The 17,945-nt window shown below is 43.3% G+C and carries 19 protein-coding genes; 8 read left to right on the top strand and 11 right to left on the bottom strand.

Annotated elements, in window-relative coordinates; translation table 11 throughout:
* Positions 1-20 precede the first annotated feature (20 nt).
* A complete protein-coding gene (locus DQQ10_RS02185) occupies positions 21-1,106 on the bottom strand; it encodes an adenylate/guanylate cyclase domain-containing protein (protein WP_112745151.1) in 1,086 nt (361 codons plus the stop codon).
* Positions 1,107-1,332: 226 nt separating this feature from the next.
* Here DQQ10_RS02185 and DQQ10_RS02180 point away from each other — a divergent pair, with 226 nt between their 5' ends.
* Complete coding sequence (locus DQQ10_RS02180; RefSeq protein ID WP_112745150.1) at positions 1,333-1,866, top strand: DinB family protein; 534 nt, start codon at positions 1,333-1,335, stop codon at positions 1,864-1,866.
* 45 nt (positions 1,867-1,911) lie between these two features.
* Here the strand turns inward: DQQ10_RS02180 and DQQ10_RS02175 are convergent, their stop codons facing one another.
* Together DQQ10_RS02175 and DQQ10_RS02170 are read right to left on the bottom strand one after the other, a co-directional pair.
* Positions 1,912-3,387 (bottom strand): sensor histidine kinase, encoded by a 1,476-nt coding sequence (locus DQQ10_RS02175; RefSeq protein ID WP_112745149.1) that lies wholly within the window; start codon positions 3,385-3,387, stop codon positions 1,912-1,914.
* A 79-nt stretch (positions 3,388-3,466) separates the two neighbouring features.
* Positions 3,467-3,973 (bottom strand): response regulator, encoded by a 507-nt coding sequence (locus DQQ10_RS02170; protein WP_112745148.1) that lies wholly within the window; start codon positions 3,971-3,973, stop codon positions 3,467-3,469.
* Between the two features lie 244 nt (positions 3,974-4,217).
* On the opposite strand from DQQ10_RS02170, the gene DQQ10_RS02165 reads away from it, so the two are divergent.
* Together DQQ10_RS02165 and DQQ10_RS02160 are read left to right on the top strand one after the other, a co-directional pair.
* Positions 4,218-4,886: a hypothetical protein gene (locus DQQ10_RS02165; RefSeq protein WP_112745147.1), complete on the top strand. Its 669-nt coding sequence runs from the start codon at positions 4,218-4,220 to the stop codon at positions 4,884-4,886.
* A 24-nt stretch (positions 4,887-4,910) separates the two neighbouring features.
* Positions 4,911-5,570: a hypothetical protein gene (locus tag DQQ10_RS02160; RefSeq protein ID WP_133259509.1), complete on the top strand. Its 660-nt coding sequence runs from the start codon at positions 4,911-4,913 to the stop codon at positions 5,568-5,570.
* A gap of 15 nt (positions 5,571-5,585) precedes the next feature.
* Here the strand turns inward: DQQ10_RS02160 and DQQ10_RS02155 are convergent, their stop codons facing one another.
* Both DQQ10_RS02155 and DQQ10_RS02150 read right to left on the bottom strand, forming a co-directional pair.
* Positions 5,586-5,882: a helix-hairpin-helix domain-containing protein gene (locus DQQ10_RS02155; RefSeq protein ID WP_112745145.1), complete on the bottom strand. Its 297-nt coding sequence runs from the start codon at positions 5,880-5,882 to the stop codon at positions 5,586-5,588.
* On the bottom strand, positions 5,882-6,307 hold the full coding sequence (locus DQQ10_RS02150; protein ID WP_112745733.1) for an SRPBCC family protein: 426 nt from the start codon (positions 6,305-6,307) through the stop codon (positions 5,882-5,884). Before DQQ10_RS02150 ends, DQQ10_RS02155 begins: the two co-directional genes overlap by 1 nt.
* A 154-nt stretch (positions 6,308-6,461) precedes the next feature.
* On the opposite strand from DQQ10_RS02150, the gene DQQ10_RS02145 reads away from it, so the two are divergent.
* Positions 6,462-6,884, top strand: a complete 423-nt coding sequence (locus tag DQQ10_RS02145; protein ID WP_112745144.1) for a secondary thiamine-phosphate synthase enzyme YjbQ — start codon at positions 6,462-6,464, stop codon at positions 6,882-6,884.
* A gap of 2 nt (positions 6,885-6,886) precedes the next feature.
* Here the strand turns inward: DQQ10_RS02145 and DQQ10_RS02140 are convergent, their stop codons facing one another.
* Positions 6,887-7,336 (bottom strand): DUF2214 family protein, encoded by a 450-nt coding sequence (locus tag DQQ10_RS02140; RefSeq protein ID WP_112745143.1) that lies wholly within the window; start codon positions 7,334-7,336, stop codon positions 6,887-6,889.
* Positions 7,337-7,579: 243 nt separating this feature from the next.
* Here DQQ10_RS02140 and DQQ10_RS02135 point away from each other — a divergent pair, with 243 nt between their 5' ends.
* Positions 7,580-8,026 (top strand): cold-shock protein, encoded by a 447-nt coding sequence (locus tag DQQ10_RS02135; protein WP_112745142.1) that lies wholly within the window; start codon positions 7,580-7,582, stop codon positions 8,024-8,026.
* Positions 8,027-8,183: 157 nt separating this feature from the next.
* Here DQQ10_RS02135 and DQQ10_RS02130 read toward each other — a convergent pair whose 3' ends face one another.
* Entirely contained in the window at positions 8,184-8,531 is a 348-nt protein-coding gene (locus tag DQQ10_RS02130; protein WP_112745141.1) for a hypothetical protein, read from the bottom strand.
* 282 nt (positions 8,532-8,813) lie between these two features.
* On the opposite strand from DQQ10_RS02130, the gene DQQ10_RS02125 reads away from it, so the two are divergent.
* Complete coding sequence (locus DQQ10_RS02125; protein ID WP_112745732.1) at positions 8,814-11,108, top strand: GH92 family glycosyl hydrolase; 2,295 nt, start codon at positions 8,814-8,816, stop codon at positions 11,106-11,108.
* A gap of 79 nt (positions 11,109-11,187) precedes the next feature.
* On the opposite strand, the gene DQQ10_RS02120 is transcribed toward DQQ10_RS02125, so the two are convergent.
* Positions 11,188-12,018 carry a substrate-binding periplasmic protein gene (locus DQQ10_RS02120; protein ID WP_112745140.1) on the bottom strand — a complete coding sequence of 277 codons (831 nt, stop codon included), beginning with the start codon at positions 12,016-12,018 and terminating at the stop codon, positions 11,188-11,190.
* A gap of 197 nt (positions 12,019-12,215) precedes the next feature.
* Between DQQ10_RS02120 and DQQ10_RS02115 the strand changes: the two genes are divergently transcribed.
* Entirely contained in the window at positions 12,216-13,994 is a 1,779-nt protein-coding gene (locus tag DQQ10_RS02115; RefSeq protein ID WP_112745139.1) for a M14 family metallopeptidase, read from the top strand.
* A 328-nt stretch (positions 13,995-14,322) separates the two neighbouring features.
* A complete protein-coding gene (gene dctA, locus DQQ10_RS02110; protein WP_112745731.1) occupies positions 14,323-15,558 on the top strand; it encodes a C4-dicarboxylate transporter DctA in 1,236 nt (411 codons plus the stop codon).
* Between the two features lie 46 nt (positions 15,559-15,604).
* Here dctA and DQQ10_RS02105 read toward each other — a convergent pair whose 3' ends face one another.
* From DQQ10_RS02105 to DQQ10_RS02095, 3 genes are all read right to left on the bottom strand, one after another.
* Positions 15,605-15,994 carry a DUF5367 family protein gene (locus tag DQQ10_RS02105; protein WP_112745138.1) on the bottom strand — a complete coding sequence of 130 codons (390 nt, stop codon included), beginning with the start codon at positions 15,992-15,994 and terminating at the stop codon, positions 15,605-15,607.
* An 83-nt stretch (positions 15,995-16,077) separates the two neighbouring features.
* Positions 16,078-16,935, bottom strand: a complete 858-nt coding sequence (locus DQQ10_RS02100; RefSeq protein ID WP_112745137.1) for a helix-turn-helix domain-containing protein — start codon at positions 16,933-16,935, stop codon at positions 16,078-16,080.
* A gap of 30 nt (positions 16,936-16,965) precedes the next feature.
* Positions 16,966-17,943, bottom strand: coding sequence for a TIGR03885 family FMN-dependent LLM class oxidoreductase (locus tag DQQ10_RS02095; RefSeq protein WP_112745730.1), 978 nt, complete (start codon positions 17,941-17,943; stop codon positions 16,966-16,968).
* Between the last annotated feature and the right edge of the window lie 2 nt (positions 17,944-17,945).

Below are 17,945 nucleotides of genomic sequence, written 5' to 3'. Positions count from 1 at the left end.
AACTACGCCTGAGAATTTCGCTAAGCAGAGATTGCATTTAATACAATCTCTTTTTCTTTTCCTTTCAGTTTAATAGCACCTAACGAATGTGCTACATATTGTTTGTCGAGCGTCAATGCATTGCTAAGACTTGCCGAGGTAAGAATTTCGGCGCCAAGTTGACGACACATGCTGAGAATCCTTGATGTGGTGTTGAGGACGTCACCGGAATAAGTCACTTCTCTCTTGATCGTACCTACTTCACCAGCGATCACTTTGCCGGAATGTACGCCACCTTTGAAATCGGGAACAAGGCCATAACGTTTCAAGTATTTGTCTTGATTGTCGTGGATACATTTTTTGATATCGAAAAAGGTACGAATGCAGCGGTTGTCGAAGATACCGACTTGATAATCCCACGAGATAACAACTTCGTCGCCGACATATTGATAGATCTCACCTTTGTTATCGAGAATGGGATTGGTGATATCGGCAAAAAAATCTTTCAACAACGCGTGATATTTTTCGTCGCCTAGCTGCTCGGCGATTTGGGTGGATGAGTTGAGATCCAAGAATAGAAATATTTTTTCCTCACGCTGTGGCGTGTTGTACTTTCCGCGAATGATATGCGCGAATGCGCCTTGTCCAAACTTGTTGCTGAATTGAAGCAGTAATTGTGTGATGGAGACAATGCTTAACCACACCAGAATATTTTTGGCGCGTGTAGCATCTAAAAGGAAACTTGGAAGTAGTGACAAAGTATCGGCATGAAGGAGAGGTTTTCCAGAAATGTTCGGAAGTGTGATGGCTCCACGGATAAGGCTAACCAATAGGACAATCAACAGGAATGAGCTGATGACAGACAGAATGGTGTAGCCATAAGGTTTGTCTTGGTATTTAACATTGATATAAAAAATCAGGAAGCTTCCACCGAGTAATGCGCCCAGCAATCCAGATCCGGCGCTAAAGCAAATTGAGAATAGCAAAGAGTATGAAGCTGCTGCGCCTTTTGGACTTGCGGTCATCAGCACGAGGTGGTCATATAAAGCTATTAGCACACCTGCGACAATCCATGTTCCGGCGATGACCGTCAGCTGCTTGAATTGAATTTGTTTGCGGTTACTCATACACAAAAGTGTTTTGTACACTACAAACCTACTGTGTCAGAATCATGAAAAGCGGGTGTAATTCTGACATATCCGGAGGGTGTTTACGACATTTTCAGCGCTGTTTTCAAGTGTTTTTAGGGTTTTAAGAAAAAAGTGAAAAAAAATCTTTAGCCTCACATTCCTGCTGACATACAGCTGTCGCAATCACCTTTGATCTTTGTTTATAAAACAAAACAATATCGTTATGAGTTTGAAAAAACTGATCTCTAACTTCGCTAGTTACAATGTATGGGCGAACACCACTTTAGTAACATGGTTAAAAACAAAACCTGCGACGAGCTGGGACAAAGAAGTTGCATCAAGTTTTTCATCGATTACAAAAACGATCGTTCACATCTGGGATACCGAGAGATTTTGGAACTGTGTACTGAAGCAAATTCCGCCGCCACCCTCTTTTAGGTTTGTGGAATACACAGGGACGCCTATTGAAGCCATGGATGCTTTGGTCGCGCAATCCATCGAGATTGAGGAATATGTTAATTCATTATCAGAAGAAGAATTAGCGGACCTTCGTTTTCTCGATACGCCTTGGGTGAAGGGCGAGTTGCCACAATACGAGTTTATACAACATGTTTTTACGCATAGCACCTATCATCGTGGGCAAGTTGTTACGATAGGACGACATGCGGGCCTTGAAGATGCGCCGATGACGGACTATAATTTTTTCAACATGGCAGTGGATAAACTGGCTTTCAAAAACGAATTGAAAGTAGCGTAGTCGTTATGCTTTGTTGATATTATAATCGTCGGGGATTCTTGACGATTATTTTTTTGGTAGATAGAGAGAGAACGTCGCGCCTTCTTGAGGTTTCGATTCAGCAACGACGATGCCGCCGTGGTTCTCTGCAATTTTTCTGCATATCGCTAAGCCAATTCCGACGCCGTACGAATCGTGTTTTAAGCGTTGGAAAATTCCGAATATTTTTTCTGCGTTCAGCGGATCGAAGCCAATGCCGTTGTCTTTAAAGTTGATGCGATAGTAGGCGACGTTATTTTTTAATCCTTTCAAATTATGTTCGCTTGGACGGATGTACTCCCATGAAATTTGAATTTCGGGAACGACATCATTGCGACGGAATTTAATCGCGTTGCTAATGATGTTTTCAAACAGCTGGAGGAATTGATAGCGGATCCCGCTCACTATGGGGAGTGTGTCGCTATCAATCATGGCATGGGTATCTTTGAGGTAGATTTTGAGTGATGCCATAGTTTGCTCCAGTACGTCGTTGAGGTCTACATCTTCGATGTTTTTGTCGATGGTGTTCGCCAACGAAAAATCTAACATGCTTAAGAAGAGTTGACGCATGCGACCTACATTTTCTCGAATTTTATCGAGGTATTTTTTTCCATTGTCGGAGAGATTTTTTTCGTCGCGTTCCTCTACGATGGAAATGAAGAACTCGATTTTGCGCAACGGCTCTTGCATGTCGTGGCTCGTAATGTGCGTGAACGAGCTGAGTTCGGCAGCATATTTTTCGAGTTGGAAATTTTTCCCTTCGAGCTCTGAGTTGAGCTGTTGGAGAGATTTGTTTGCTGATTCCAGTGCTGTGTTAAACGCGGCGATTTGGGTGTACAAGCTTTCTTTTTCTTGAATGTGTCTATGAGAACGTTTTAGTTCTTGGTCTACAAAATAGAACGCGATGATGAAGATAAGAATGGAGAACATACTTACGGCAACGCTAACCATGGTGGCGAGCACGGTATGTTTCTTAGCATCAAGCGCGCGATCTGCCGACAACTTGGAGGCTACACGCTGCATGTTGTTCATCAACGCTTGAATGCTGTCCATGCCGATCTCTGATTTTTTCAAATCGTCGTAAAGCAACGTGTTTTGGCGATATGCGTGTTCTTGCAGTCGCTGAATCACAAAGGCGTCGTGTGCGATTTCAATTTGAATCATCGACTCAAGCTGCGCGAGGTCTCGTTTTAGCGTTTGATTGTCTTGGAGCAGAGAATCAATGAGTGCGATGTGTTGATGGATTTCCTTTACAGCGGTTTGTTTGAGTAGGTAGGTTGTATCGTGCGTTAGTGCATATCCGCGGAGCGCAGATTCGTGATCTTTTAGGATTGCATAGATCTTGTCGAGTGATTGACGTGTGAGGTTTGTATTGTGCACGACATCGGAAGAGGAGCTTTCTTCAAATGTTTCGTAAAGGAATAGAATTGACAAAGACGTAAGCAGGATAATTCCTGTTATGAAAATAATTCGCGAATAAATGATACGTCTTGAAGACTCCATCGACAGGCCGATCTTGCTAAGAGCGGGAAGCCAATATAATAGATTTTAATTGTTGGATGAAAACTTCGGAGGGTGACTTTCAACGAAGTTTATGAATGCTGCGGTAACCGTCGTTACGCAAATTTTCTGAAACAGTTGTAAGGATATTGCGGAGGGTTTTTAAATCAGAGGGTTTAGTAATGAACGCCGCTGCACCGAGCTCGGTGGCCAGTTGTTTATCGCGATGATGTGAGGATGTGGAATACATGATTACGGGTATGTCTTTGAGTGAGGCGTTTGATTTTAACGCCGTAAGACATTGCCAACCCGTCATTTCAGGCATATTGATATCTAAAAAAATAATGAGTGGTCGAGGTCCAGCGGCTTGTGTTAGGTATTCAAGAATGCCGAGGCCGCTTGTGAAAGTTGTCACTCCTATAGTCGGATCTACTTCTGAGAAAACCGATGCAAACATTTCAGCATCATCCGCGTCGTCGTCAGCCAGCAAAATTATTTTCTCGATGCTCATTAGGTCTGTAAGGGTAGAATTATCTACAAAAGAGATTTGATCGTCGTTCGGCTCGAAAAATACACTAAGGAAAATCATATGTCAATGCTGCCAAAACGCTTTCTTCGTCATGAAGTACAAATTTGTGAATTGTCGACAACCGATGTGGAAATGTTGATAACTCGTGGCATCATATTTTTATCGATAATGGTATTCCTACGGCTCCTTGTCTGTGATTAGAAGGTTGGTCGAGAGGCAGGTTACAACCCGTGCACTATCGACCATAAAGTCAAATAGACATCACCCGTCGGCTCATCCAAAACCTGTCTATAAAAATTAATCTATGAAGAAACTACTTACACTTTCCATTATCGCTGTAACACTTTCGGTGTTGGCGTGCCAGGACTCTAAAGACGAAGCTAAGTACGATCGTCAGACGTTGGCAGCGTACAAACAAATCGGTCATCAAATTTCTAATGAGACAGGAATGCGGTGGATTGATAAGTATAACGAGAAAAACAACGGAGCACGCTTGCCGCTATCGGCCTATGGCGCTTCTGCGAATAGTTTGGCCAAGCTTCGATCACTAGAAGGCTTAGTCGGAATAGCTTTTCATCATGCGATCGACGATCAAGGTGCGCATCATTTTATTTTAAGCGCTGTGGGTGAGGATTTACAAGTTTGGTCTGATGCAGAGGGTAAAGTATTTATCGACGCGAACACTGATGCGGAAATTGCTGTATCTGAGGCATCAGAATGGACTGCCAGATATAAGGAGGCTAACCCGAACGAGATTTGGTTCCACTTCTTCGGGAGCAACGTATTTGAAGAGATTTCCGAAATTCCCTACCTTGATGATGTGAATATTGTACCAGCATTAAATGATTTGGACTTGTCTCCTCAGCTGCTTTTGATAATTCTAAATAATCCTTTGGGAATTCTTAGCAGAACTGCCGACGCGGGTATTGTATATGATGCGTCAAGTCCTTGTCCTCCTTGTCCAGTGAACTAAAGTTTCAACCACATTATATAATCAATGAGGTCGGAAAGTATTTCTGATATACTTCGGATAGCGTCCATTGTTTCGGTCGCTTTTCCGCTAGTATCGTACCTGATAAAATTCAGGTATGCCTCAAAGCCCATTCACTTGATCGGCATGCTTACGCTTGCGTCTGCACTTTCCGATCTGGTGGGTGGGATTTACTTTTCGCAGGGTAGGTCAACTGTTGTACTATTCAATAGCTTTTATGTTGTTCAATTTTTCTTGCTGACTTGGTTTTACTTTGAACTGGCCAAAACCAAAAAGAGCAGAACAACCGTACTCGGGGGATTATTTATTTATGCGGTTGCCTTCGTGTTGGTGTCTGTGTACCTGCAATCGTTTCTAGAATACCAAACATTTCTTTGGACAATCTCGGGCATGATCATGATACTGTTCAGCTCGTCCTATGTCGTGTACTTGTTTTCGGCAGGCACCGTGATGCAAAACCATGCCTCCTTTTGGATCAACAGTGGAATCCTGTATTACTTCAGCTTCAACTTGTTTTTGTTTGTGATGAGCAGTTATGTGCTCACGAAACTGGAACCACAGATCGGGATGCTGATCTGGAGTTTCCACAATGCGAATAACGTGGTTAAGAATATTCTACTCGGTCTTGGCATTTCTTCTTCGGCAGCAGCTACGATGGTAAAGTAATCAACGGGTCGACGATCACTTTTTTTCTGTCCGAAAACTCAGCCCTTCCTTTCGCAGTGCTTCACGTAAAATCTTTATCCCTGTTGGCCCCATGCCGTGAAGACTAGCAATGTGTGTCTCCGAATGACGCGCCAATGACTTTAATGTTTTGATGCCAGCACCAATTAACGCGCGTTGTGCGGGAGCTGAAAGCAATGCGAGAAATCCTGTGTTTGGTTTTCTCGCGCGCTCACATATCGGACAATTAGGGCAATCGCTACTTTTGTAAAAGCGATGGCCCTCTTTGCAGATTCTTAAATTACCCTTCGGCATTAGTTGGATTCAGTATACTTTCTAAAGTTATCGAGGATAGCTTGCCATCCAGCGCGTTGTTGTTCAATGCTGTGTGTGTTTTCGGCGTCGAATGTTTCCGTAACTTTTGTTTGATTGCCATTTGCTTCAAATTTGATTGTCACTCCACGGCCGTCGCTCATCTTATAGGCTATTAATTTTTTGTCTTCTACGTTGGTGTATTCTCCACCGAAATCGAAACTGAAGCTGCCATCTTTTGCTGCCATGGTAGTTTTGAAAGTACCACCAACGCGCACATCGTTGTCGGCGTAAGGCGCATGCCAATCATCGCTCGCGGCGCACCATTTGGTAATGTGTGCAGGCTCATTCCAGTAAGCCCAAACTTTTTCTACGGGTGCATTTACAGTTGCGTCTACCGTGATTGATGTTTTTGCTGTTGTTTCCATATTGGTTGTTGTTTTTATTTCTTTGTTTAATGATACAAACTTACGGCGGTGTACGAATCGGGCGAATGGTCGAAAGCGACTTTTGTGCGGGTAAAATGCGACATGCAGTAAGCGTTGTTGTAACGGGTATGACGATTCCATTATTCTTAACAATATGATTGTTCTTCAAACAGCGCTTACACTACCTGCCTATCCGCGAGGCTTCCATTTAATTACGCCGCGTATAGTCGGAGCGTTGAAGGGTATAAACCAAATCAAAGCGGGACAGCTCCATGTGTTCATCAAGCATACATCGGCGGGCTTAACGATCAATGAGAATGCAGATCCCACAGTCCGTGGCGACTTTGAAAGACATTTTAATGTGATGGTTCCCGAGAATGCTTCCTATTACAAACACACCATGGAAGGATCTGATGACATGCCCGCCCACATCAAGGCATCGTTGTTGGGAAGTTCGGTCACAATTCCCATTACGAACGGTGAGCTTAATTTAGGAACGTGGCAGGGGATCTACTTATGCGAACATCGTGATCACGGCGGCAATCGCGACATTGTGATTACGGCGTTTGGGATCTAAGACTACTTGCCGAAATAACCTTTTCCGTGGGCCATCAGACCTGCGAGCAATGGAATGATTACGAGTAGTAATAGTTCGAGGCGCAACATCATAACAATAGCTTTCGGAATAGCGACAACTTCCGTCGGGTCACCCTTTCTATTTTTTATAAAGAAGACGGTTGGGTAGATGGAGAGAAATCCAACCAGGGCGAAACAGGTTAATTTGGTGTGAAAGATCCAATTTTTAGTATAATAAATAGACGGTTTCCCAAATCCGCCAAGCCAGAGCGTAAGTCCGACGCCGAGTAGCGTAAGGGCTGCTACACCGTATATCGCATCGATTCGCGAAAGCTTATTGATTTCAGCGCGTGTGAGCGACTTTTTGAGGAGCAAATGCTCTGCTGTGAGCGTTCCAACGATTGTAAAGATGCTGATGAAATGGAGATAACGAAGGATGATTTCGGTAGTCATAAGTGCGCAGGCTTAAAAAGTAATGTTCAGTGAATATTTCAGTTGCCGAAATATCTTAAAAATATCCGCTGATCGTGGTGATTAAAGTCAAGAAATACGTCCCAGAAAAAACGGCCGGATGCCTTGGTGACAGTAGCGACCGGAAATGGGCTGTGGCCTGAAAACAGTTCCTGACATTTGTAGATAAATCGAAAAGAAAAATTTATTAAATTTGATTTACAGATTTGATTACTTAACAAAATTATGGCGCGACCGCTAGACTTTAACAAAGGGGACTTAGAAAAAAGACGTCTTCAGAAGAAAAAAGAAAAAGAGCAAAAGAAAGAGGAACGGAAGTCAAACCAAAAGAAGACTTCGTTTGAAGATATGATTGCCTACATGGATGAAAATGGCAACATTACCTCTACACCTCCGGATCCAACAAAGAAGAAGGAAGTTAAAACTGAGGACATTGTAATCGGTTCCCGAAACGTACAGTCTTCTACGGGAGAAGATCCTGTAAAAAAAGGTCGTGTTACATTTTTTAATACTTCAAAAGGTTTCGGCTTTATCAAAGACTCGCAAACGGGTGAAGATTTGTTTGTACACGTGAACAGTCTGTTGTCGCCGATTCAAGAGAATGACATCGTTACGTTTGAAAGTGAGCGTGGCCCTAAGGGATTGAACGCCGTTCGCGTTAAAAAATTATAATATTGGCATAGCGCCAAAAAAAAGCCACGTCTTTCCAGGCGTGGCTTTTCTATTTTTAATCGTGCTTGCATTTAGTCGCGAAGCTACCATGAGGCACGCAGCTTTGGTTGATAACCTTGGCGGTGGCTTAATTTCGCCGACACCCAAATCGCAGCATTTATGAAATGCGCGTTACTTCTAATATAAAATTTTTGTTGAGTGTGAACTCAAAGGTATTGGCGTCCATTAATTCGGTTGCCTTTTTTGACGCATTGAGTACGCTCAAAAGATCTTGTGCTACTGCAGACCCTTTAACAGCGTTGACTGCCTTTCCCTGAAATGCCTGCAGGCTGAAAGAATAAGATTTTTCTTTTGGATTAAGCGCGCGGAATTCGTGAGCCGACAACTTATATGATTGTGCTCCGGCCTCAGTTCCCATCATCAATTGGATGACAACAGGGCGATATTTATTCCATAACGATGCATATACCTGCAGCGTAGGTGTGCTATAAAATCGTGAATCCATGTCGCGTGGTTGTTTGGTGTTGCATTATTACCTCGTCAAAGTTCAACAATATTTTTCATATTAAGATTCCACCGCGTTTCTCAGCGTGTGCTGTGTTCTTAGTCACGCGCGAAATAGAACATGAAGGTTATTCAAGTTTGCATTCAAATACAATCGATCTCAGGGGTTGATTTTGCCGCACGACACAAAAAAATATGGCATTTCGGCTAAATCAGTTTAGTATTTCCATATTGCACATCGTCTTATGATGTAATGGATTCTTACTTATCACCTTTATCTGTTATGAAGAAAATTTTATTTGCGATTGCAATGGCGTTGTTGATGGTGGCCTGCAATTCTGAAAAACAAACCGTCAGTTCATCAAAAGAAAAACTTGTTGACTACATCAATCCATTGATGGGTACGGCGTCGGAGTTTAGTTTTTCAAATGGTAATACCTATCCGGCAATCGCTACGCCTTGGGGAATGAATTTCTGGACGCCACAAACCGCGAAGATGGGCGATGGCTGGCAGTACAACTATAATGCAATGAAGCTTCGTGGCTTGAAGCAAACCCATCAACCGAGCCCTTGGATAAATGACTATGGTGCTTTTTCATTGATGCCCATCACCGGAAAACTCGTTGTTGATGAAGAGAAACGCGCATCGTGGTTTTCCCACAAAGCAGAGACCGCTACGCCATACTACTACAGTGTTTACTTGTCGGATTATGACGTGAAGGCTGAGGTTACACCAACGGATCGTGCGGCGCAGTTTCGCTTTACGTTTCCTTCAACGGATTCTGCTTACATTATTGTTGACGCGTACAATAAAGGGTCTTATGTGAAAATTATTCCTGCTGAACGCAAGATTATTGGTTACAGTAGAAATCACCATGGTGGTGTGCCGCAAAATTTTCATAACTATTTTGTGATGCAGTTTGATCACGACTTTGTTGCTGCTGGAACTTGGGATCCAAAGAAAATATCATTAGATCAACTTGAGCTTAGTGGTGAGCATGTTGGTGGCGTAGTAAAATTCATCACGAAAAAAGGAGAGCAGGTTAATGTACGTGTTGCTTCGTCGTTTATAAGCGCTGAACAAGCTCAGTTAAATTTAGACCGCGAGTTGGCTAGCGATTCATTTGATGCGACAAAAGTAAAGGCTGAAGGACGTTGGGAAAAAGAGCTTAGCCGCATTCGTGTTGAAGGAGGAACAGTACAAGAGAGACAGACATTTTATTCGTGCCTCTATAGAATCTTACTTTTCCCGCGCAGTTTCTATGAGTACGACGTCAATAATAAAGTTGTTCACTATAGTCCGTATAACGGGCAAGTGCTTCCGGGATATATGTTTACCGATAATGGTTTCTGGGATACGTTCCGCGCGGTATTTCCATTTTTTACCGTGATGTATCGCGACCTTGACGCGAAAATTATGGAAGGCTTGGTGAATGCTTATAAAGAAAGTGGCTGGCTACCGGAGTGGGCGAGTCCAGGGCATCGCGATTGTATGATCGGATCAAACTCCGCATCACTTATCGCCGATGCATACATGAAAGGAATTCGTGGGTACGATATTAACGTGCTCTATGAGGCGATGCTGAAGAACGCAAACCATGCGGGCCCGATGAGCTCCGTTGGGCGACTCGGTGCTGATCAGTATAACAAGCTTGGCTATGTACCATACGATGTAGGCATTAACGAAAGTGCAGCAAGGACACTTGAATACGCCTACGATGATTTTTCGGTGATGCAAGTTGCTAAAGCATTGAACAAAACAGAAGATGTAACACGCTTCCAGAAGCAAGCTATGAATTATAAGAATCTGTTTGATCCGGAAACAAAACTTATGCGTGGCAAAAATCAAGATGGAAAATTTCAAACACCCTTCAATCCATTTAAGTGGGGCGATGCTTTTACGGAGGGAAACAGTTGGCATTATACATGGTCAGTATTTCAAGACATAAAAGGACTAGTGGAATTGATGGGTGGTGACGAAGCGTTTGTTGATAAACTTGATGCCGTTTTTACGATGCCTCCGGTGTTTGACGAATCGTATTATGGTATTGTGATTCATGAGATACGTGAAATGCAAGTGATGGGCATGGGACAATATGCGCACGGCAATCAACCGATACAGCACATGGTTTACCTCTATAATTATGCAGGCCAACCTTGGAAAACACAATTGCATGTACGTAATATCATGAAGAAATTATATCACTCAGGTCCGGATGGATATTGTGGCGACGAAGATAACGGACAAACTTCGGCTTGGTACGTATTTAGTGCGATGGGATTTTATCCGGTATGCCCGGGATCAAATCAATATGTAATCGGTTCTCCGCTATTCAACAAGGTGACATTAACCCTTGAGAACGGTAAACAATTCGTGATTGATGCAACCGCGAACAATGCAAGTAACATCTATATCAAAAATGCGTCACTTAACGGTGCTGCGCTTGATGCGAATTGGCTTGATCATGACGTGATCATGAAGGGTGGAACGCTTTCGCTTGACATGGACTCTGTTGCTAATACAAATAGAGGAATTTCAGAATCTGCGCGACCATTCTCGATGAGTGGGTCGAAATAAGATGAGTCTTGATAATGAACTAAAAAGAAACCCGAATGAAGTGCTCGGGTTTCTTTATTTATAAGCTGTGTGCGCTGCGTTACTTTACGATTCCCAAAAATGTTGCACCGAGGTTATCAACGATTATTTTACGGTAGCGTGAACTCTTGCGATATGCGTCTGTAAGGAAGGCATTCCAAGGTTCTTCCCAGTCAGATTGTTTGCTCATGACGTACGCCAGGTTTTCGGCGTCACCTAAGTCTAATTTTTGTTTTTTAACCGGAAGACTTTTTCTTACAGCGTCAACATATTCGGTGAAATCTAAGATGGTAAAGATCTTCGGATTGGCGCTGATGTCCTTTAAAATGCCGGGGCCGTTTTCGACATATTCAACTTTGAGCGCAGGTGCATGTTGCTTCTTGATTTGTTCGATGCGTTTTACGTGTGTACTTCCAGCGATGATCTCCGCCGTATAGCCCTTCAGTTGCGTATTGATGTCGCCATACGACTCGATATTGGGTGCGTTTTTATGGGTGAGCAACACGAGTGGGTTCGATAGGAAAGGAGGTGTAAACTTGAAGATCTTTTTTCTTTCTTCCGTGATGGTGACATTTGTTACACCTAAAATGTCTTTGGTATTTTGTACAATCTTGAGGAAGTCGGTAAACACGGTTTCTTCGCCCGCGTATTTGATTTCAACCTTCTTGCCGTATGTCTTTTCGACAAATTCAGCGAAGTCGCTGATAATGTCAACGCACATCCCTTTCATTTTTCCGTTTTCAAGATAGATCAAGCCGGGTTGTTCGTAGTATACGATAGTAAGTGTGCCCTTCCCTGATGCCTTTACCTTTGCCCAACTATCGCCTTGATATTTTTGAGCATGCGTAGAAAAGGATATAAAAAGTAGCGCAAGGATTAAAAATTGTTTCATGGGGTAAAAAATGGGTTTGTGACAATATAAAAGTAATTATCACAGCAAAGTGATGATTGTAATAATGATGTAATAAAGATTCTTCTGCAAACGGGTGTATTCGCGCATTTCGTCGTCTGCTGCATGGCATTTGAGGTTTATCAATTGGTCGTGGAGGTAAATTTCCGATATTCGCCTTCCATAATTCATTAACCATCATGATTAGAACCCTACTTTTTTTGTCGTGCCTTATCTGTGCGATGATCACTGTGGCGCATGCTCAGCAAGAAGAAATTCTTCCGCCAACACAACCCTGGAAAGGTAAAAGTTTATCACTCGTCGCAAAAGCAAACGATGCTTGGATTACACCCACTGAGACAAGCAATTTTCAAAACACGCCTTCACATGAGGAGACCATCGCTTGGCTTGAAAAACTGTGTGCTGCCTCTGAGGTGCTGGATCTCACAACGGTAGGGCATAGCGCAAATGGGAGAAAGATCGTTCTCGTTATCGCTTCTACCGATCCTACATCGGTGAAGACTTCATCAAAGCCAAACGTTTTTGTGCAGGCCGGTATTCATGCTGGTGAAATCGACGGAAAAGATGCAGGTATGATGCTCTTGCGCGATATCGCCTTTGGAAAGAAACGTGATCTGTTGAAGAATGTAAACTTCTTGTTTATTCCTATCCTAAACGTAGACGGTCATGAGCGTAAATCACCATTCAACCGCGTTAATCAACGTGGCCCATCTAACATGGGTTGGCGCACCAATGCACGTAATCTCAATCTCAATCGCGACTACATGAAGTTGGACACTGAGGAAATTCGCACTGTAACAACGGTAATGAATGATTACAACACAGCGTTTTACGTTGATCTGCACGTTACCGATGGCGCCGACTATCAGTATGACATCACCTATGGCTATACGGGTTATTCAAAATCGATCAACGCATTTTTGAATACAGCGATAAAACCAGTGCTTGATAAAAATTTGAAAGACTATGGTCATATACCAGGTCCGCTCATGTTTGCTACGAACGATCGTGACTTTTCACAGGGTAATTTAGATATGCCTTTCGGTCCACGGTTCTCGAACAACTATGGTGATCTGCGTAGAATTCCATCCATACTTGTGGAGAACCATTCTTTAAAACCTTTTAAGCAACGCGTACTTGGAACATATATTTTTTTAGAAGCGCTTTTGCAGGCCATTGGAAAAGAATACGCGTCAATGAAAATGGCAATTGAAAAAGATAGAAATGTGCGAAACGAATCGGTCGTGCTCACGTGGACAGCCACCGACAAACCTGATACGATGATGCTTGCCGCGATCGAATCACGCATCGAGAAATCACAAGTTACGAATGGTGATTTTGTTCGTTGGACAGGTAAGACGTTAACGCAGAAGATCCCGTACATCCGTTATTCGAAGCCTGGGCAATCTGTCGCTAGACCAAAAGCATATTGGATTCCGGCGACTCACCAGGAAGTAATATCACGATTAATAATGCATGGTGTTCAAGTAGAAAAGATTACCACGCCGACAACCGTAAAAGTTGATCTGTATCGTATTGACGGGCATAAATTTTCCAATGTTCCTTTTGAGGGACATTTCTCAGTAACGGCAACAGGTACAAAGCGAGAGTCACACACCGAGGTATTTTATCATGGATCGGTTCGTGTTTCGACAGACCAACCATTGGGGGATTTGGCTATTCATTTACTTGAGCCCATTTCTCCGGACAGCTTTTTCTCCTGGGGATTTTTTCCGGAAATCTTCACGCAAACGGAATACATCGAAGAGTATGCGATTGAACCATTAGCGAGAATGATGCTGGCTAAAGATGAAAATTTGAGAAAAGAGTTTGCGCTTAAGAAACAACAAGATCCCAAATTTTTGGATGATCAACGGGCGGTCTACACGTGGTTTTACGAAAGGTCACCTTTTGTTGACGGGCGGTACTTGCTCTATCCAGTGGGTATTGAACTATAGCGTTAGCCCATGCTAGACGAAACACGCATGAAGGTGGCGTAACAGGCCGGGGATTTTGGTCCCCGGTTTTTTTAGCTGCACTGACCGAGCGCAACCCATATCAGTATAAACACAATCACTGTACCGAGGCAGCCACCGCCTAGCTTTTTGGCTCCATATCCTGCAATGAGTCCGCGTAAAAGATTATTCATGATTGATTATTTTTTCTAAAAGCTATAAAAGTGATGCCGAAGAAACTTCTTGTCAAGTTGGTTTACGCCTACACACGCTGTAGCTTCGGTTAACGATTGTGGCGGAGATTGCTACGCCCGTACCAGAACCATTGTTTGTGAAATACATTAAGATCCCCTACATCCAAGTAATTGTTGCCATTGCTGTTGGTATTCTCGTTGGATTTTTATTCCCGGCGTTTACACCCACTGCTAAACTCCTTAGCGATACGTTCATCAATTTGATCAAGATGATCATTGCACCAATCATTTTCGCAACGGTCACGCTGGGCATTGCTGGTGTGGGAGACATGAAGAAAGTTGGGAGGATAGGTGGCAAAGGTATTTTGTATTTCGAAATCGTATCGACAATTGCGTTGGTGATTGGTTTGTTTGTTGCAAACTTGATGAGGCCCGGTGCAGGCATAGCGCACGATAACTTAGACACGTCTGCAGTGGAGGGGTACGCAAAGTCGGCGAAGCAATTAAATTGGGGCGAGTTTTTTGCGCACATCATTCCATCAAATATTTTCAAAGCTTTTGCTGAAGGGGATATTCTTCAAGTTCTCTTTTTCAGCATTCTATTCGGCGCGGCACTAACGCAACTGGGCGACGTGGGTAGGAAGGTGCAACTAGGCGTGGAAAAAATTTCCATTGTCCTTTTTAAGATGATGGCAATGATTATGAAAGTCGCGCCCATTGGTGCGTTCGCAGGCATGGCCTATACGATCGGAAAATTTGGATTCGCGGCGCTCGTGCCACTGGGTAAATTGATGTTGTGTGTTTATGCGACAATGGCGCTATTTGTGTTTGTTATTCTTAACGCAATTCTCGCCTATTACAAACTTAGTTTATGGAAATTATTGGTGTACGTCAAAGACGAATTACTCTTGGTGTTGGGTACGTCATCGAGTGAAAGCGCTCTTCCATCGATCATGGAAAAACTTGAGTCTGCCGGAATTCGGAAAAATGTTGTCGGGTTAATCATTCCGACCGGATATTCGTTCAATTTAGATGGTACCGCCATTTACCTGAGCATGGCTTTTATATTTTTGGCGCAAGTGTTTGAAGTGCCACTTTCGTTGGTAGATCAGCTTACAATCATTGCAATCTTGATGCTCACAAGTAAAGGCGCTGCTGCGGTTACTGGTGGAGGATTTATCGTACTGGCATCGACGTTGGCAATTTGGCCGTCAATTCCGATGAGTGGACTTGCGCTGCTTATCGGAATCGATCGTTTTATGAGTGAGGCTAGGAGCATTACAAATTTAATTGGCAACACCGTGGCCACCGTTGTGATTGCACGTAGTGAAAATGAAATTGATATGACTGTTTACCGTAATGTTGTTGAGTAGTTGTGCGCAAGAAATAACTACCGTGAGCGATTGACTTACCTAGACTTTACAAACGCTTTTTTTGCACAGAGAATTTCCAATAGAGAAATATCGTAGTCAGGTTTTCGGCCACGAGTATCCAGAGTATTGGGTCGGTAAAGAATTGATCGTAGCTGCGACCTCTCGGTATTTCTATAAACGGAACGGTGATGAGAGCATCCAAACAAAGCGCAGTCGCGCTGGCAATCAAACCCACAAATAAACCATTGGGTTGCGCAACGTGCCGATAATATCGCGAGGCAACAAGCCACGCGTAACATGGCATTGCAAGAAGAACTGCGATTCCTTGGCGAGTCGTAGATTCACGAAAGCCGGGAATATTTTCTAGAATCGTGAAAGACGTGACGGCAAGCATCCAAATAAATGCACCGGCCGCGATGGCTTTTAGGATTTTCATCTTGTTTGAATTTTCTTCAAAAATGAAAATGTTCTTCTGCCTGAACCTTGTTTGAAAAGAAGGATGATTTGTTCGAGAAGAAACTACTGTCTTACAGCGCTTGGCCTCATGCCAAACTTCTTGGTAAATGCATTCGAGAATGAGCTTAAACTTTCGTATCCCACAGCGGATGCGGCCTCCTGAACGTTGACATGATTGTTTTGAATGAGCGAGAAAGCTTTGTCCAGTCGTTCATGCTGAAGGTATTTGAAGATAGGAACGCCATAAAAAGCTTTAAAATCTGTCTTGAGCTTTTGTTGATTAATGCCGACCAGTTTCGCGAGCTCAGCCAATGAGGGCGGTGCGTCTATGTGGTCGATCATGATATTCCTTGCCTGTAAAACCTTATCGTTATTCCGGTGGTTGATTTTTTCTTGCGTAGACGTCGAGAGCATGTAAAAATAATGTGCAAGAAGTTCGGTGATCTGACTCTTGATGAACATAACACGCATATCGCCTTGGTATGTTGAACTTAAAATCTTTTGAACAGCTTGCTGCATTGTAGGCGGCATCCTCAATTGAGGGCCTCCTAGAAAGTCGCTCTCTGTTTCAACTAAGTTCAAAAGCAAATCATGAAAAACATTGCGCTCATGGGCGTGTAAGAATGCGATGTCCTTTCGTTCAATAAAAATAGTAATACACTGGAGCCGTCTGTCACTCGCAATGGCGTGAGTGAACGATACCTTTGAATTTGCAAAGAAAGAAATTGCCTTTCCAGTTGTATTTTCGAAACTGTACTTGGCATCCCCAGCCGTCACTTTGAGTTGGACATTGGCGGAACCATAGAAAGCAAATCCAATGGCATCACTACGAAAGTTACATGTTACCAACTTTGGTTTTTTTGCATTGGACTGCTCGACTAAAACAGTATATGCTCCAAGAGAAATAACGTCAGTGATCATTTCGATATTTTTTCTTATCGACGTAAATCACTACATTTTATTTTGCGATGCGTTGAGTTTTGGTAAGATATATCTGCCGAAATCTTCTATAAAAAGTTCTTGTTCTCGATTTACGTTGTGAAGCACAATCTTTTCAAAGCCCATGTCGATATAGTTTTTGATATGATTGGCATGTACATCTAAATCAGGTGAGATGTTAATCATCTTGGTGAGTTCATGGGGTTGTACCATCTCGCCGAGCGCGTCAAATTGTTCTACCTTCCAGAGGTCAGCGAGTACAGTACCAGCGAAAATATTGGTTCGCCATTGATCATAGGCGCCGCGCATAGCACCTTCTTCTGTTTTATCGTACGACAACTGTACTTTCAAATACATCGGTTTGTTTTTTCCGCCACCACGATAAAAGGCGTCGACAACTTTTTGGAGATCTGGTAACGGCGCGCTTACTGTAATGAGTCCATCGGCCCAGTTGCCCATCCACTCGGCAGTTTCGGCGGTAACGGCAGCACCTATAATAGGCGGCGGACTAAGCGGGAGCGTGTATAGTTTTGCTTCCTCAATGTTTACGACGCCATGATGCGTTACCGTCTCTCCGCGAAATAAACTTCGGATTATATCAACGCTTGTTTTGAGGCGTTCATTTCGCTCTGCTTTTGCGGGCCACTTTTCGCCTGTGATTCTTTCATTTAGTGCTTCTCCGCTACCTACAGAAATCCAGAAACGATCGGGGAACATCTCCGCTATTGTTGCTGCAGCTTGTGCAACGATTGCGGGGTGGTATCGTTGGCCAGGCGAACACACTACGCCAAACGGAAGTGGAACGGCATACATGGCGGCACCGAGCCACGCGAAAGAAAAACCGCTTTGCCCTTGTCGCTTACTCCATGGGTGAAAGTGGTCAGAAGAGTTTATGAATGTAAATCCATGTTGTGCAGCAAGTGACGCATAACGTAACAATTCACTTGGTTTGAACTGTTCATGCGAGGCGTGGTATCCAATTGATGCCATAT

It is taken from the genome of Pseudochryseolinea flava (genome assembly GCF_003286915.1).
Lineage (GTDB): Bacteria > Bacteroidota > Bacteroidia > Cytophagales > Cyclobacteriaceae > Ohtaekwangia > Ohtaekwangia flava.
This window is presented reverse-complemented; position numbering and strand designations above follow the sequence as displayed.